Raw genomic sequence first — 17,555 nt, 5'->3', positions numbered from 1 at the left:
GGATAACTAGGCAACGTTAATCTTGATTAAATGGATTAAGGTTGAGCCGTCCTTAAAGGTCAGCTGAATAGCGGCAGTCATATCGCCAGACACGCTGGTGTCAGGAGCAGTCACCCAGTTAATCTTGGCAATTGTCTCGGTATTAGTCAGGAAGCTGCTTGGATCGGCAAATGCTGCTGGTGCTGTCGTGGAGTTCAGCGGCACACTAACTGTCTGCGTTTGCTGGAATTGCCATTGCAGACTCTGCGGCTTAACCATGACTGGCATTGCGACAGCTTGGGCTGTTCCGTCTTGATAATGTACGATCAGGTAGGCCAACTGGCTGCCAGCTCCAGCAAGTTCGAGATCGCTAGTGCCTTGCGCATCGCCTGACCAAGTATAGCCAATGATGTTTTGCTGATCTTCTGCACTTAAGTCAAGATAAGCAGCTGCAGTTGGATCATTTTGCGTATGGTCAATCGTAGTTTGGCTTAAATCAAAGGTCTTTTGTTGGTCAACTTGGGCATTAAGTGCCGTTACTTGTAAGTTAACTGTCATAGTTTGTGTTGATTCATCCTTAAATTTAATTACTAGCTCGGCTTGTTGCTCTCCGCGACTTGCCAGGGCTTGGCTAAAGGCCGCTGGATCAGCCCAAGTTAGACTGGCAATTGCACTTAAATCGCCAGCTAGGAAATTACTCCACTGATTTTGGTCAGTTACTTGCGACAAACTCGCGGTGGCACCGTTATTGACATTGACCACATGAGCGGTTAACGGCGCTGTCTGTGTATATTGATTAATAGTTGCCTGACTCTTAATGGTTACCGTTATTGGCACTGCTTGCTCAGTGCCGTCTTGGTAATGCACCATCAAGTAGACCGTTTTAGTAGCGCCAGTCTTACCATAGTTGACCTCAACAGAAGTATCTTGATCGGATTCATCAGACCAAGTGTAATAGGCTACAGGATATTGGTCAATTTGACTAAGATCAAGGTAGTTTGCCCCATTAGCAACGTGGTCAGTCGCTGAAATCGGTGTGAGGCTGGAGTTAAAGGCTACATTGACGTCATCTTTGAGTGTGACGCCAACTACATTAACCTTAATCTTGAAGGCACGCGACTTTTTCCCATTCTTAAAGACTGCACGGACAGTACCTTGGTCGTACAAGTCGGGATTATGGTTACTGACAGAGAGATAGTCGGTTGACGGCTCCCCGTTATTGACCCACTCCAAGTGATCGATGACGGAGCTGGCATTAACGCTGGTGCCATCAGCCGTCACGGATACCAATTGATTAATCACGTCGGGATCATAAAATTCCGGCTGCTTAGCAACCGTCACATCGCCAACATCAGTGGCGTGCAATTGCAATACACCATCTGTCGCAGCAGTTACTTGGTAATTGGCATTCGGATCAATTGCTTGACTAACTGATAAAGCTACTGGGACTTGCGCCATAGTACCGTCGCCAAAAGTAACCGTTGCAGTCGCATTAACGGTACCAGTAGTGGCAGTTAAATGTCCTGTCTCATCAATACCGTTACCACTCCAAGCGACATCGATCACAGCATTGTGGTCGTTATTGATTAGGTCATAAGTCTGTTTTAAATCTGATACCGTTTTAATAGAATTGTCTGCTTGATCAGTAAATTGCAGATATTGATCACTAGTAGCAACCAAATCCTGTCCAGCAGTTGCCACTAAGGTGCCAGGCTTAGCACTAGCAAGGTAACGCTCGTTATCATGTGCGCCTACCATGACATAAGTTTCAGCAGGTGGATTAGCAGAAGCGTATAAATCAGCTAATTCGTCTGTAGTATATTTTGTCCCAACTGGATGATCAATGGTACCGCCATGAGCAGCATCGACGGCTTGAATATTAATTCCATTGTAATCAAAATAAGCATTCTTATCAAAATGGTGTGCTGGTAACGTAAATACAAATTTATATTTAGAACCGAGTCCAGAAAACATATAGCTAAAATATTGTGCCATACTAGTATCAAAATTACTTAAGTCCAAAGAAGCTAAGCTCCAACAACTGCCAAACATTCCAGAAATATAAATCGCACTACTTGTATCAAATCTTCCTAAATTCAAATCTACTAAATTGGTACAATAAGAAAACATACTCGACATATTAACTACTTGATGTGTATCAAAGTTCGATATATCTAGTTTCTTCAATCTTATACACCCATTAAACATTTGATCAAAACTAATTACTTTACCGGTATCGAAGCTGCTTAAGTCTAAACTAATTAAACTTTTATCATAGTAAAACATACATGACATATTAGTCACATGACTAGTATCTACTTTATTTAATCCACTAATATCTTCTAATTGATCTAAGCCACTATAATAATTAGAAAACATAAAACTACTATCTTCTGGAAAAGCAACTGGATCGTCAATCATAATATGAGTAATTTTATTATATATATCGCTATTTAAGCCTGTTACTAATTTGTTAGCAAGCTGATTACCATCTGTACTAGCTTTGACATGCAAGGTCTTAGAACTAGCGTCCCAAAGAATATCACAATCACCATTCTTACCAAGATTTTCCAATTGTGCTGGAGCAGTAGCTTGATCATCATTAGCAGTTAATGTTGTTACATCATTGCTAGTAGGTGTAGTAGCTTCAGAAACATTAGTTGTCGATTCCGATGTCTCTACAGAATCTTCTGGCATCTGAGGTTTAGTTGCTGTGTCATCATCTGCGGCAGTATTCACCTGAGTTGTTTCAGCTGGAGTATTAGTCTCTGAATCAGACTTCAAAAACTTTTTCAATCCTGAATAGGTATCTAGGTCCGTTGTTTGATTAGTATCATCTGCTGCTTGTACATCATTATTGGTAGCTGCACTAGCTGTCTGACTATTAACACCCAGGAAGGTTAACCCTAATAGTACTGAAGCTGCTCCAATTGATAGCTTTCGAATTGAAAAGCGTTGCTTTTCAGCCCGTATTTGAAGAGAATTCATTTGCTCTCTTTGCTTTTTATTTAACATAATTTCTCCTTTTAATTATTATGCCGTTTTTAATGAAACCGGTTTCTAATTAGTATAAAGTAATTATAATACAAATTATTTTAAAAACATATGTTATTTATATATTATGAAATATTTTATATTAAATCTAAAGTCACTTATACTATTTAAAGTTTTCATACGATTAAATAATAGCTTAATACCTTGTACAAAAAAGATATAATTTATCGGACTACAAACAAATATTAGATAGCACTTTAAACTTTATTAAGTCAATACCAAAAGATTATAATAAAAGTATTTTTAATTGTCATTTTAAAGCGCTATAATTGAATAAGATTTAACTAAGGAGCTTAACAATGACTAAAAATGTGGTAATAGCACAATTCTTTACCAACATGTATGATGGTCAGCGTGGTCAAACATTACAAAATATTGACATCACTGACATAACTAAAGATTTATATGAATCTGTCACTGGGTTCAATACAGAATTACATGTGATCATTAATTTTGAAAATCCGACCACCCCTCCACCACTGGAAAAATTAATAACTATCGAGCCATTCAAACATTATTTAAATAACAAATTATATTTTTTACGCTGGGAAGTTACCTTCGATTATCTATTAAAGCATCCTGAAATTGACAAGGCAGCGCTTGTTGATGCCGGCGATGTGGAAATGATGAACTATCCTTTTGATGATGTTAAAGAAGGGATCATCTACGTTGGCGATGAATATATTGATCTCACTGGTGGCATCGTTACTGACGATAATAAACCTAAATATTTAGTAGATTTTGTTAAGAAAAATCGACACTTACAATTATTAAATACTGGCGTCATGGTCGGTACCAGAAAAACTCTGTTAGAGTTCTTGGCAATTCTAATTAAGTTAATCGTTGAAGACGCTAGAGACGAAAAATTTTATCCAGATCAAGATCATTTAGGTAATTTTGAAATGGCTATTACCTGCTATGTTTTATACAAATTTTTTCCAGAACGTATCTGCCATGGTCGTAAAGTTAATACTCACTATAGATATGATGAGCATAATACTACTTCCTGGTTCAGACACAAATAACAACTAACTTTTATACACTATCTCCTAAAAAATGAATCACTAATACTAATTTAGTTGATTCATTTTTATTTATGAAGTGTTTTACATTATTTATAAAAGCGATTTCTTGATTGGAAAAATAATTATAATACAAGCAATTTAAAGAACAGTCGTTATTTATATATTAATTTTAAAGTTTCTTGTACCATCTGAAATCTTTCTGGTTTAAGTATCAGTTAAATACCTTATCTATAAGGATTCTATCTCATACCATCAAAGAAAATCATTAACTTTAACCTTCATAATTAACTAATTCAAACTCAAAAGACCAAAATTATTATTTAGGAAAATATTATATTTAAAATGCTAATACAGTATTGCTAATTGCTATTTTAAAGCGCTATAATTAAATAAGATTTAACTAAGGAGCTTAACAATGACTAAAAATGTGGTAATAGCGCAATTTTTTGCCAACATGTATGACGAACAGCGCGGGCAAACTTTGCAAAATATCGACATCACTGACATAACTAAAGATTTATATGAATCTGTGGCTAGATTTGATACAGAATTACATACGATTATCAACTTTGAAAATCCGACCACTCCTCCACCACTGGAAAAATTAATAACTATCGAGCCATTCAAACATTATTTAAATAACAAATTATATTTTTTACGCTGGGAAGTTACCTTCGATTATCTATTAAAGCATCCTGAAATTGATAAGGCAGCGCTTGTTGATGCCGGCGATGTGGAAATGATGAACTATCCCTTTAATGATGTTAAAGAAGGGATCATCTATGTTGGCGATGAATATATTGACCTTACTGGTGGTATCATTACTGGCGATAATAAACCTAAATATCTAGCGGATTTTGTTAGGAAAAATCGACACTTACAATTATTAAATACTGGCGTCATGGTCGGCACCAGGAAAACTCTGTTAGAGTTCTTGGCAATTCTAATCAAGTTAATCGTTGAAGATGCTAGAAATGAAAAATTCTATCCAGATCAAGAACATTTAGGTAATTATGAAATGGCTATTACCTGCTATGTTTTATACAAATTCTTTCCAGGACGTATCTGTCATGGTCGCAAGGTCAACACTCGTTACAAGTACAGTGAACGTAATACTACTTCCTGGTTTAAGCATAAATAAAAGGAGTTAATAATGAACGAACAAGAATTTTTGAATCGCTTCAAGAATAAAATCTTTTCTTATCAAGTTAAAGCAGATGTTGGTAATTGGATGTCGGTTCAATTAGCACCTAGAGGAGATTTAGCAATTATTTTTGCTAATGATCACACCCTAAAATTCCCATCACATGTTGGCTTCTATCCAGCAGAACGGTGTTGGGAATTTGATGAGGCAAATCAACAAATCATTTTAAAAGATATCGACAATACTAAAATTCTCAGCCAGTATCAATTACCACAAACAGTTGAGGGGCATCAATTTATTCTTACTAAAGTAAACAATCCGAAAAATCGCTATATTTGTTATGAAACGATTGACTTTGACCAGGAAGTCAACTCCCAGCCAGACGTTTTAGCTAGTCAACGGTTAATTTTATTACCAGAACAGGCTAGCTCTGATGAAGAACAGAAATTGCTTCAAGAATATACCATCAAGTATTGCTGCGAGGCTAAACAATTAACTCCTCCAGACTCTGATCCATGGTCATTAATTGAGACGGCTTGGTCAGCCATTACTAATGACACGAATCTTAAAGCGGTGTGCTTAGTCCTTGCTGGTCAACCTGATTTTAAACACGAACTTCTAAGCGACCAGTTAACTATTCAAAATCAACCTGAGCAAGCCACCTGGATTTCTGGACAAAGAGATCAAGTGATTGTTGTTTTAGCTCAATTGCTAGTTAAGCACTATCATGAACAACTAGCCGAAGGTTCCCTGTCAACTCCATTAGCACTATTACCGACAATAGTGACTGAATAATTCATAGTAAACAAATATCCTAGCAAATGACCTAAAAGTTATTTGCTAGGATATTTTTTAGTTAAAAATCGCTAATTTACTCAATTCATAATTACCTTTTTCAGTAATTCTGTTGGCGTTGCTGGCTCTGCTCCATTCAACAACTGCTGATTATGCATGATTAGCAATTGCGATAAGGCTGACAGGACTTCTGCTCTATTTTCAGTTGCAGATCGCAAGCTCTTGGTATCGTCTTGAGAAAAAGCTTTACCATCTAGATTATTACCTCCCGAAAAGATGATATACGCCACCTTCAGATCATGATGCTGAACAATCTCTGACCATACTTGATCGATGAATTGCCAGTCATTATTACAATTAAGAAAACTGACTTCATAGCCAATCTTGGTAGCAAAGTCACTAATTAAGTCTTTTTCAGTTACAGACTGGGACGTATTAACAAATAACCGCCGTTGCCGGCTTAGAATACTCTGCGGTTGTACTGCTTTATTAAAATTAAAGTTATTACGACAGATATATCTTTGCCGTTCATCAGCAACGTTATTCAAGATAAGATAATTATCATCAAGCGATACAGCATAAGTTGTAACGATCTTAGTTCTCGACTCATCCTTAAAAATTAGATGTTGCTGTTCTTGATCAAATTCCCAGGCTCGTTCTTCAGGATAAAAGGGAATGTTAGTTACAAAGTCTAACGTATGATCAGATCGAAACACAATAATTAAATACTCAACTTTTCCCATAGTAATATAAGCCCAGTTCCCTGCATCAACTTTATATTGACAAAAAAATTCTTTATTAAGCAGTTCACTTTCATTCATTTTCATTATTACCTACTTTACTTATGTCTAAACCAGGATTTAACCGCATGCTCTTCGTTTCTAAACCGAGTAGTTACCTTCCTACCATGACAAAGCCGCTCATTAAAATAGTTGTAAGTAACAAAATTAATCAACCCCATATCAAAACTACCTAAATGTTCCTGATTAGCTGTAAACTTACTAGCTACCAGATCATCAGTTAGCAATTTGATAACAATTTCCAAAAATTCTAGTAATATTTTTCTACTACCAACAATCACACCTGGGTTTAGTAATTGCAAATACTGATTTCTTTCAACAAAATCATTTAAATAACTTGGCTTTAAATCATTCTTAACAATGGGATCATCAAGGTAATTATACTCATCACCAATATATAAGATATCGTCCTGAAGATTAGTAAATGGATAATTAAGTAGCTCAACATCTCCAGCATCAACTAGCGCCGCTTGATCAATCTCTGGGTGGTGTAACAGATATTCATAGGTTACCTCCCAGCGTAAAAAATACATATTATCACTCAAATAATTGTGAGGATCAACCTGAACCACGTTAAGCAATGGCCACTTCTCCGCTAGCTTCACAAAATTTCCCAAGATAGTCAGTTCAGTATCATAGCGAGCAACTGACTTATACAAAGGTTTAATCAATTCAACAACGTCATGATTTACTACTTGATGATCAGGCTGAGTATCTCGCATATTAACAAAAAACTGGGTAATTACCATATTTTTCCCCATTCCGTTGCCTCCATTAAAATTTCTGTCCGTATTTACTTTGCAAAAGTTGATAAATATGCCGTTCAAACCAATTAGACATCACGTCAGTGGCATCGTTATGGCGACCATCATATGCCTTAGCTAATACATAGGAAGTAGGATAATTCTTTTGCAAAAATTCTCTTAATTGGTTATACGCCAAGAGATCATAATCATCATTCTTCATATAGCTAATAATAAAATCCGTGTTGGTGAAGGTTCCGCTACGTAGCTGTTGCCACATAAGCTTGTCAACCTTTTGACAAGCCTCGTGACTATCACTACCTTCAAGCATCAACACCATATCAGCTGCACATTGGAAATCATCCGGTCGATTAATTCGTAAATTCTCTGCAATCGTCCCTAAATTTAATAGTGGCTTACCAAGTACAATACCACCCGGATTAAGTTGTGCACCATAATACATTGCTGCAAATGTTCCCATTGACATCCCAGTTAAGACCAAATCCTTAATTGTAAAATGCAACTGGTCTAAACAATCAGTGATAATGGTTCTTATCTTACTTACTAAACTTTGATCACCAATAAAGAAAGTCCCACCTGCGCCGCGATTATCATTTAACAATAAGTAGGGTACGCCTTTAGAGTGTAGCATCCCCCGCCCCTCAAAGACCTCAGCGCTATGATACCCACCAAAATAGACCGTCAATGGTGGCTTCAAGTTCCCTGGATTAAACAAATATTCAATTTCACCATCAAGTGAGTTTTGATCAAAGACCGCTGTTCCACCTAACTCAAGTAAGCCATACCGTCCTCGCGATCGCCGTTGATGCATTGACCCGAGTAAGACACTACCTTGCCCGCAGACATAATAATAAACGCTATAATAAAAATCACCATCGATACCATCAATGATAATTTTGCCATGATCTTGAATTAAATCTGCACCACTCTTAACAAACTTATTTAATAATTTATCACCATCAACCGTAAAGCATTGAACTTCAATTTTGATTTGCGCAGAACCAGTCGTTCTTAAATCAAACTTCAACTCCGTTGCATAACGCCCAGGAACATTGACACTGTAAGCCAAACGACCAACATAACGCCATTTATCAACAAAATTACAATCAATCTGCAAACAAGTATTCCCATAATAACTTACTTGATTCTGCATATCAGGTGATATGGTAATCTTATCAATCGTTGCTCGATAACCAACTTCGGTATCAAAAAGATAATGATTAATGTCTGCCGCTACATCTTCAGGGGATATTTTAAAGGCTCCACGAAAATCCAAAATAGCTTGTGCTTGTTCGCTTAGCACCGCATCTTGACTATAGAATACCCGATAAGCCGGTAATTGATTCAAAAGCTCCAATTTACTGAGCCAAGGAGAAGTACTATCAAGATAAAAGTAAGAGAACAAATATTTAGAATTAAAAATTTCTCGCTTAAAAACCGGTGATTGCGCATGTTGCTGCATATTTTGCGGATCAGCCCAAAGATAAGTGCAGTCTGTCAATGCATCAGCCAAATCCTCTAATGGCTGACTACCACTATGAAACAAAAAGGTTGTGCGGCCTTTGCTTTTACTCATTTTCTAATACCTGCTTCCACTTCTTCAGTATCAGATTAAGCGAAGATTGCTTAATCAATCCAACATCTTCGACTACTGCCCGATTCCATTTAGCCAGATCAGTGATAAAAACAGCTAATGCCTGCGTAATTAATTGATCTTGCTGGATAATAAAGCCATTTCGATCATTCTTAACTAAACCATTAGCCTGGCGAACTACTTGGGGAATGCCGGATTTAACAGCTTCCAGCTGCAATTGATAATCAGTCATCACATCTGTATCCAAAAACAAATACGCTTTTCTAAGCAAGTTTACCTTGTCTGTGTATTGCAGTCTTTCTGGACAAGAAAAACGATTGATGGCAGCGAGTTGCTGTACTTCAGCTAATTCATTAGGAGCCAAATCTGTTAAGGCAACCTGATCATCTAATTCGGCAATCTTTGCCTTAAACTTGGTAACAAAATCTTTAGTTGTCTGCTTAAATAACTTAATCTGCTCAACATTAGCATCAATGACAACTTTTAAATTTTCATGTTCTTTTAGTAGTTTGAGTAGCTGATCATAAATAGCCAAAAAGCGCTCGTTAGTTAATTCACCCACGTGCCAATAGATTGTCTTACTCTCTGCTTCCATACTGGTACCTAAAGCAAAATTGGCAAAATATAACGGAATCAGCTGGCAATTAGGCATAAAAGCAACGCCTGCTTGTTTAACAATTCCTAAAAAGATCTTTTTAAAAGTCTCATTTTGAAACAAATAGCTATCTTGCTGGATAATGCCACTAAAATTATTATTTATTAATTGCTGTTCATCAGTAAAATAATAATAAACTTTTGCTTGTAGTAAATATGGCCGTAAGTTAATGCTATCAATACTTGGCTCAACAATCAGCTGCTGACCAACGATATGCTTTTGTAAAAATTCATTTTCAACAGCTGCCAAATCACGATACGCTTGCTTTTTGAATCTAGAATGTTGTCTTGGCGGAATCGTAATCGTACCATCTTGGGTCTGAGTCATTACCAAGTCACCAGTAGCGCTAAACCATTGCTTCTTGATTAACACATCATTATTATCGAAGAATTGCCGACTACTACAAAAGCCCCGTAAGTCAAATCGCTCAACCTCATGACCGGCTTCTTTATAATAAGTGATCGTCTTCAGGTAGCCCTTAATGTCTTGGTCAATATTCATAATATGTTTATCACCATCATAGACACTGGTAATATTACCATCTAAAAATAACCTAACGTTCAGTTTGTACTCCTCTGGTAGCTGCAAATCATTCAGGGTTAACGGGGCACCAACTTGGCTAATACCTTGAATCTCATCAAAGAGATAAATAACCTCTGATTGAACTTCAATTAATTCATCAACATAGCGATCAGCATCTTCAGCTAGCAACAAGATTTGACTGTCATAACCCATTGCTTGAAAATTTTGGGCTAAATCTAACAGCGTATTCTTTTGATAAAAATTATTAGTTATGTGCAAATCAGGAATTAGTGTCAACATTTTATTCATCAACTTCAGTCAAAATCTAAGCTTATTTCAAATCAATCACATACAGGTGTTCACTATCAAGAGTTTGATATTCCTGCTCAATCATATAAATAATTGTCAATAAAATAAACAAATTACCAATAAACGGCGTCAGGTTAGCCCAGCTTGGCCACCAAAGCCCCAATACTAGTGGCCAAACACTAATCGCCACAATTATTAAACTGCTGACCCAAGTCAACCGTTTGAATTTCTGCATAATAAACTGCTCTGTTTTGGTTCCAGGAATAACATGATAAAAATAATTGCCATTTTCCTTCAATTTACGTGCTTTAATACTTGGTTGCAACGTAATCATTCCAAAGACAAAGTTTAAAATAACAATAACTAACGCGTAAAAGATAATCCCAGACGGTCGGTTAATCGAAATCAATTGATAAATCGTATCCTTAAGTTCAAATGAACTATGCTTAACTAGCATTGGTAATAACATAAACACTGACGTTGAAAACATAAATGGCATTGACCCGGCAGTTAATAATTTAATTGGGAAATACGACTGGGCGAATCGACTACTGAGTTGGGGATCAGATAACGGAATCCGCTCTTCTGCATGTATTAAAATCACCCCAACCACAACAATTACCAAGGCAATCAAAATTACTACCATTGTATTAATAACAGTGAAGTGAAATTTTGTTGTACCCCACCCTTTAGTTATTAATGATGGCAATGATAAAACCAGCTGTGGTACTAATAACACCGCGGAACTACCAATCCCTCGCTCAGTAATAACATTCGCTAGAAAAATCGAAATCATTCCGCCAGTTACTAACAATAAGATCGTTAATGCAAAACTAATATCCGTTCCCAGAAAATAAACTGGCATTAGTGCTTGTTTAAAATTAACTACATAGAGAAAAGCTTGCAAAATACCGACAATTAAGCTAACAAAGTTAGTAAAAATATCTATAGTATGTTGGGGAATTTGCCGCAAACTTTTCAAATCTAACGAATTAATTGCTTGTAAAATAATATTAGTTGTCATATATGGTCCGATGCCAAGCATCAATAACGCTGGTCTGCTAGTCTGAGCACCGGTATACATTCCTAGAACCTCGATTAACGTATTAGCTTGCAGATACTTAGCAGCGACATGCGGTTTAATAAACGGAATTATAATAAATTGCCCCAAAAAGTAAACCGTCACTAATAAAATTGTCCACAGTATCCGTTTTTGTACGACCCGCGTTTTCATCATAGTTTAAATTCTTTCTTCATTACTAAGCAAAATAAATCTGCATTCCCTTGACTTCATTGCCGCTAACCTCTGAACAGAGGACATTCTGCATTGCTGCATTCAAAATTGCTTGCTTCATCTGCTTAAAACTAGCCAAGGCTTCTTTTTGATACTCCGATAACGGATTATCCTGTCCGGTAGCCCGTTGAACGACAACATTACGCAAGTCCTCTAGATTATCAACTTCATCAACCCACGCATCATCGATTGCCTTAACGATTGTTAAGCGCTCATAATATTGCCAAGCTTCTTCATTTTTAAAATAACGCTTTTTCTCTCTGAAAGCCTGCATCGCCAATTTATTTAAAAACTGCTTCTTTTCTTTGGTCGAAGCTAAATTTACCTGCTGCACATCATAGTGCTTGGTGGTAATGTTCTCACAGATAAAATCACTAAATTGGGCTAGAGTGATGTCGGACTTTTGGGCAAAGTCAGTAATGGCTTCACGAATACAATGGATTACTACTTGATCCAATTCCTGATTCATCTGCATAACTTCTCGACGTGTCTGATAAACCGCCTCACGTTGCAACCGCGAAATCTCACCATACTCCAGTACCATAAATCTCGACGACTGATCTTCATACTTCACACTGTCTTGCAGCCGTTTAAATAATTTACGATAATGTCGACTACGTTCTACTTCCTGATTACTATCCTGCTCATGCTTAGCAACTTTGCGCTTAATCCGCTTTGACGGAAAACGACTGAGCAGTTGGTCTTGCAACGATGTATAAAAGACAGTTGTTCCTGGCTGACCTTGCCGACCGGATCTGCCTCGCAATTGACTGTCGATTCTACTGAGTGGCATTTTTTCTGTACCAACAACTAATAAGCCACCAGCTTTTTTGGCTTCAGGCGATAAAATAATATCAGTTCCGCGTCCAGCTAGTGAAGTTGAAACAGTCACCATCCCTGATTGACCCGCAATCTTAATCATTTCTGCTTCTTGTGCTGTTGAACGCGCGTTAAGCAAACTATGCGGAATATGAGCCTGCAATAGTAATTCGGAGTACAAATCTGAAAGTGATAATGACCCAGTTTCTACTAAAACCGGTCTTTTTTCTCGATAGCTCTTTTTAACTAAATCAAGTGATGCCAATAGCTTGGCCTCTGCTGTGTAAAAAACACGATCAGGTAAGTCACGCCGAATACTCGCCTGGTTAGTTGGTACCTCAATAACATTCAAGCGGTAAACCTGCATCAATTCCTTCTTATCATCTTTAGCAGTTCCCGACATCCCAGCCAATTGAGCAAATAAGCGGAACAAGTTCTGATAAGTAATGGAAGCAATTGCCTGTGTTTTCTCACTAGTCTCTAAACCTTCCTTAGTTTCAATTGCTTGGTGTAGCCCGTTCTGCATTTGCATACCGGTCATTTTACGACCACTATTTTTGTCAAGCAGAACAATCTTACTATCTTCGACAATGTAATCTCGATCACGCATCTCGATAGTATTGGCTTGCAAGGCAAATACTAAGTGACAGTATAAATCGGCGTATTCTTCAGCTAAAATATCTTCAAGCTCAAAGAATTCGTTAGCATGTCTTAGGCCACGTTCCAGAAACCAGACTTTTTTACGATCTAGACTCAATTCATAGTCGACATGCTCCTGACAAATCTTGACAAACTTATCGGCTAACTTAGGATAATTAGATTTCCCTTTTGGTTGCCCAGAAATTACTAGCGGCGTAGTAGCTAAATCAAGCAAAATTGCATCAACTTCATCAATTAAGGCAAACTTAAATTTTGGTAAATATTGCTGCTTAGTCACACTAACTAAGTTATTAGTCAGATAGTCAAAGCCAAACGTACCGCCATCTGTATAGACAATGTCATTGGCATAAATCGCCTTTTTCTGTGAAAACTCGCTATCTTGAGCTTCGTCATCTTCAGAAGCAGTCATGTTATAGCCCACGCTTAGACCTAGCCAGTTATAGACACGACCCATTTCGGTAGCATCACGCTTAGCTAAATAATCGTTGGCGGTAATTAGAAAGTTGCCATTGCCAGTCAGCCCATGCAAATACATCGGCATAGTCGCGGTTAGCGTCTTACCCTCACCAGTCCGCATTTCAATAACATTATGATCCTGCATTGCCACTGCACCAAATATTTGGACTGGATAAGGTGTCAGACCAAGTACCCGCTCATCAGCGACACAAATGGTGGCATAAGCCTCAACCATCAAGGCATCAAGCTTAGCACCTTGTGCTAGTCGCTTGCGAAATTCGCTAGTTTTAGCTTGCAAATCGTCATCACTTAGTGATTGATATTTAGAAATTAATTTAAGGATTTTGTTGGTTTTGCACCAATAACGATGATTTTTTAAATGCATTTTTACTTTATTATTTCAAATTAAACAGAGGATAGATTATGCCAATCAGAATTCCAGCGCCAACCAGAAGATTCATCATGATAACTAGCCATTCTGATTTAGTCTTTTTTCTGTCCTTCATTACTGGCAATTGCGTCTTTTCATGGGCAAAATCCTGCTGAATTTTGTCAGTCAATGGATCTTTCATTGGTTAAACCCTCTACAAGTTAAAGCAAGACATCAATTTTCTTGAGCGTAGCCTTTTCTTTTTTCAACTTCTTATAAGCCTTATTATTCATCTTAACTGACTCAATATACGGAATATTATTCTCTAAAATCCCCGATAAGTTGCCACGCACTTGACCATTCTCGTCTACCGGATCTTCATTTAAGTAAAAATGATTATGTGACTTGGTAGCTCGTAATGAATCAAGTTCAATTCCTAAGAAGTTGATATTAACCGTATCGTCCTCGGTCATCATCTGCCCCAACTGATCAATATAAAAGTCCAAAAGATTATCATATTTAGCAATTACTTCATGTTCCTTAGGATCCTCAACAGTAATAAAATTGAGCATTCCCTCATAATAAAAGTAACGAATTATTGGTTGGCCTTGCATGTCAACGAATTCAATTTCTTGTAATTGACCGTTAGCATAATACAAGTGACTATAAACACTGCCGTCCGAAGCATACTCTTCAATAAAATCGTAGCTACCATCAGGATTTAAATAACGGATATCTTGTGTTGCGCGCCGAGTATTAGGAAATAAATATTCTTGAGCAATAAAGACTCCTTGATCGTCAACGAAAATACTGCCATCTTTCTGCATTTGCACATAATCCTTAGATGGAATATTAACCTCATTAAAATAACGATAGCTCTTAGGATCATAAGTCCTCTTAGTAATGTGATCGATTAGCGTTGTCCCACTTAAGCCATTCTCTTGCAAAAAGTTACGCATATTCGGCATTGAGGTTAAACAAAGTAATTGACTGTTATTTTTTTGTGCTCGTTTTTTGATAGCGGTTAAGATGTTGCCGCCCAAGTTATTAACCTGATTAATTAGTTCGTAATCCATCAACTAGTTCCTTCCATTGTTTTGCGATTGCACTATTGCGATATTTATCAATTCCAACTTGCGTATTACGACGTAATTTTACGTAATCTGCCTTGAGCAGACGGGTAATCCCCTCTTTAATTTGTGCGACATTAAAATCATCATCATCACGCTTTAGTTCCTGGACAAAGCCATTTTCACCATCACGAATTAGCTGTGTGGCACCGAAGCGCGCGTTGAAGGTCACCACTGGTAATGCTGCATTCAGCGCTTCGATATAAGTTAACCCGAAACCTTCTGAAAATGAAGTAGAAATAAAGGCATCATGCCTTGGATAAACCAACTCTAAGTGTTGCGATAAGCCGCGTACGTGAATATATTTTTCAGCATGCTTTTCTTTAACAAGATCTTCTAAATGTTGCTTTTCTTCACCAGCACCATAAATATCAAAGGAAATATTCTCCCCCTCATCATGCAATTCGGCAACTGCCTTAACCGCAATGTCAACGTGCTTTTCTTTAGCCAGACGCGAAGCCGTAATTAGCTTCAAGCCCTTGCGATTGCGATCCTTAATATCCTTTGGTCGATCGCTAATGCCACCAACTGGGATTGCCAAAATCTTTTGTGCTTCTTGAGGAAAATCGATTAGCAAGTCTTGCCTTTGCTGCTCTGTTGAGACAACTACCTGGTCAACCTTGTTCAAGTGATCTAGCAAGTATTCATAATAATTATTCCAGAACGGCTTGGCTGGATCTTTGCGATCTGCCAAATGATCAGCATGAATTAGATAAATAAGCTTTGCATCAGGAATTGGTTCATTCATTAAGGCTTCGTCAGCCCAATCGCCACGGTCAATATAGAAGTTGCTTTTGCCGCCAAAGAAACGGTCAAGTTCACTGAAAAAGTGGTGATATAACCTTACTACATTGGCAAAGAAGAGATGTTCACCATTTTGAGAATAGAGGTGGATATTTTGCATACGATTTTCTTCATGAGCATTATCCAGGGTTTCGTATGACACCTTCAATTCACCAGTCTTGGTATTGAAAATCTGCGTTTGGTAAGCTCTAACCAATAATATTTTACTATTAGGATCTTGCTTATTCTGTTGTTTAACAAAGTGATGCACAATATGCATCCCAGAGTCAGTATACAGTTCATTAAGCCGCATCGTATTAGTGCTGTCACTCAATGTCCTAATCTTCTTTTCAGGGAAGGTTTCTGTTAGACCACCTTTTAGGTAATCGTCACCTAAGACAAAGTATTCCCACATATTAATGACATTTTGTTCTTTCAAACGCCACTTAACCATGGCTTTATGCAATTCTGGTACTTCTGCTAAAAAGACGAAGCGATAAGGTATCTTAGCTTCTTCAAATCGTTTGGCACGATAAAATTCGGAATGCTCAATTCCAGAATTTCCCATCCCCATTGCTTGGTTAATAAAAAAGTCCATTTTTCCTCCTAGTTATTATTACTAATATAAGCACGTAATATCTTGACTAATTTGCCTGTGGCATGATTGTTGTCGATCTGTAAAACATAATTACTTTGTCTGAATCTATTGAGATATTTGACAAGTTCCTCCATTTGCGAAGTCGTAAAGTCGCCAATGCCTGAACTTTGGACAGGCATCAAGATGAAGAGATGCTCCTGTCCCGGTTCAAAAGTCAACGCTTGGATCGTGGCAGTATAGTTACGCACATGAATGTGCAATCGGCTACGTTCTTGAGGTTCTTGAGGTTCAATTAGGACAGTGCGAATGCCGCCAACCATCTTCGTGGTAATGGTATATTCTGAAAGCAGCGGCGCAGCAGCTAGTAATACCATTTTGAAGCGCAGCTGTTGATTACCTAAACTAACTAATTCAAGCCAATAACTGGCTTCTTTAGCAGTTAAACTAAAGGTACCTGCTTTTCCAGAAAAAATCTGATAATTGAGTTGTTGATTATCTTTATCAAAAGTAGTCATTGCTAGCGACAGTGAATGCTCTGGCTGCTCTTGACTTACAATCTGAAATTGATAATCCACATCTTTTGCTAACCTCGGCATGATAATATCAGGAATAAAATCTCCATCGACAATTTTCATTTCTTTCCATAAAATTAGCGCTTTACCCGGTGAAACTATTGCGTTTTCATAGATTAAATCCTCATCTTCAAAATGCAACTTTGCACCATACATATAGATATAGCCCATATTCTGTGGCCTAAACAGGAGATATACCGTTACCAGTTCATTATCAGTCATTACGACCCCA

Annotated in this window: 14 protein-coding genes; 3 read left to right on the top strand and 11 right to left on the bottom strand. The window is 37.4% G+C overall.

Features of this window, described 5'->3' with window-relative positions; all coding sequences use genetic code 11:
• Positions 1-6: 6 nt before the first annotated feature.
• On the bottom strand, positions 7-2,994 hold the full coding sequence (locus OZX59_RS07825) for a BspA family leucine-rich repeat surface protein (protein WP_277125811.1): 2,988 nt from the start codon (positions 2,992-2,994) through the stop codon (positions 7-9).
• A gap of 338 nt (positions 2,995-3,332) precedes the next feature.
• Between OZX59_RS07825 and OZX59_RS07820 the strand changes: the two genes are divergently transcribed.
• From OZX59_RS07820 to OZX59_RS07810, 3 genes are all read left to right on the top strand, one after another.
• The gene (locus OZX59_RS07820) at positions 3,333-4,058 is read left to right on the top strand and encodes a hypothetical protein (protein WP_277125810.1); all 726 of its coding nucleotides are present in this window, start codon (positions 3,333-3,335) and stop codon (positions 4,056-4,058) included.
• A gap of 415 nt (positions 4,059-4,473) precedes the next feature.
• On the top strand, positions 4,474-5,199 hold the full coding sequence (locus tag OZX59_RS07815) for a hypothetical protein (RefSeq protein WP_277125809.1): 726 nt from the start codon (positions 4,474-4,476) through the stop codon (positions 5,197-5,199).
• 12 nt (positions 5,200-5,211) lie between these two features.
• Positions 5,212-5,997: a hypothetical protein gene (locus tag OZX59_RS07810; RefSeq protein ID WP_277125808.1), complete on the top strand. Its 786-nt coding sequence runs from the start codon at positions 5,212-5,214 to the stop codon at positions 5,995-5,997.
• Between the two features lie 80 nt (positions 5,998-6,077).
• On the opposite strand, the gene OZX59_RS07805 is transcribed toward OZX59_RS07810, so the two are convergent.
• Genes OZX59_RS07805 through OZX59_RS07760 form a run of 10 tightly spaced genes read right to left on the bottom strand, consistent with a single transcriptional unit; the run spans position 6,078 to position 17,545 of the window.
• Positions 6,078-6,824, bottom strand: a complete 747-nt coding sequence (locus OZX59_RS07805; protein ID WP_277125807.1) for a hypothetical protein — start codon at positions 6,822-6,824, stop codon at positions 6,078-6,080.
• Between the two features lie 11 nt (positions 6,825-6,835).
• On the bottom strand, positions 6,836-7,558 hold the full coding sequence (locus tag OZX59_RS07800; RefSeq protein WP_277125806.1) for a hypothetical protein: 723 nt from the start codon (positions 7,556-7,558) through the stop codon (positions 6,836-6,838).
• A gap of 13 nt (positions 7,559-7,571) precedes the next feature.
• A complete protein-coding gene (gene asp2 / locus OZX59_RS07795; RefSeq protein ID WP_277125805.1) occupies positions 7,572-9,137 on the bottom strand; it encodes an accessory Sec system protein Asp2 in 1,566 nt (521 codons plus the stop codon).
• Positions 9,130-10,632 (bottom strand): accessory Sec system protein Asp1, encoded by a 1,503-nt coding sequence (asp1, locus tag OZX59_RS07790; protein ID WP_277125804.1) that lies wholly within the window; start codon positions 10,630-10,632, stop codon positions 9,130-9,132. The genes asp2 and asp1 overlap by 8 nt, the downstream gene beginning before the upstream one ends.
• Positions 10,633-10,663: 31 nt before the next feature.
• On the bottom strand, positions 10,664-11,878 hold the full coding sequence (locus OZX59_RS07785; protein ID WP_277125803.1) for a hypothetical protein: 1,215 nt from the start codon (positions 11,876-11,878) through the stop codon (positions 10,664-10,666).
• Positions 11,879-11,900: 22 nt separating this feature from the next.
• Entirely contained in the window at positions 11,901-14,255 is a 2,355-nt protein-coding gene (gene secA, locus OZX59_RS07780; protein WP_277125802.1) for a preprotein translocase subunit SecA, read from the bottom strand.
• A 10-nt stretch (positions 14,256-14,265) separates the two neighbouring features.
• The gene (locus OZX59_RS07775) at positions 14,266-14,442 is read right to left on the bottom strand and encodes a hypothetical protein (RefSeq protein ID WP_277125801.1); all 177 of its coding nucleotides are present in this window, start codon (positions 14,440-14,442) and stop codon (positions 14,266-14,268) included.
• A 19-nt stretch (positions 14,443-14,461) separates the two neighbouring features.
• Positions 14,462-15,316, bottom strand: coding sequence for a hypothetical protein (locus OZX59_RS07770; RefSeq protein WP_277125800.1), 855 nt, complete (start codon positions 15,314-15,316; stop codon positions 14,462-14,464).
• Positions 15,297-16,751: a glycosyltransferase gene (locus OZX59_RS07765; protein WP_277125799.1), complete on the bottom strand. Its 1,455-nt coding sequence runs from the start codon at positions 16,749-16,751 to the stop codon at positions 15,297-15,299. The genes OZX59_RS07770 and OZX59_RS07765 overlap by 20 nt, the downstream gene beginning before the upstream one ends.
• Positions 16,752-16,759: 8 nt before the next feature.
• Positions 16,760-17,545, bottom strand: coding sequence for an accessory Sec system protein Asp3 (locus OZX59_RS07760; protein WP_277125798.1), 786 nt, complete (start codon positions 17,543-17,545; stop codon positions 16,760-16,762).
• Positions 17,546-17,555: the final 10 nt, after the last annotated feature.

It is taken from the genome of Lactobacillus sp. ESL0681 (assembly GCF_029392835.1).
Lineage (GTDB): Bacteria > Bacillota > Bacilli > Lactobacillales > Lactobacillaceae > Lactobacillus.
This window is presented reverse-complemented; position numbering and strand designations above follow the sequence as displayed.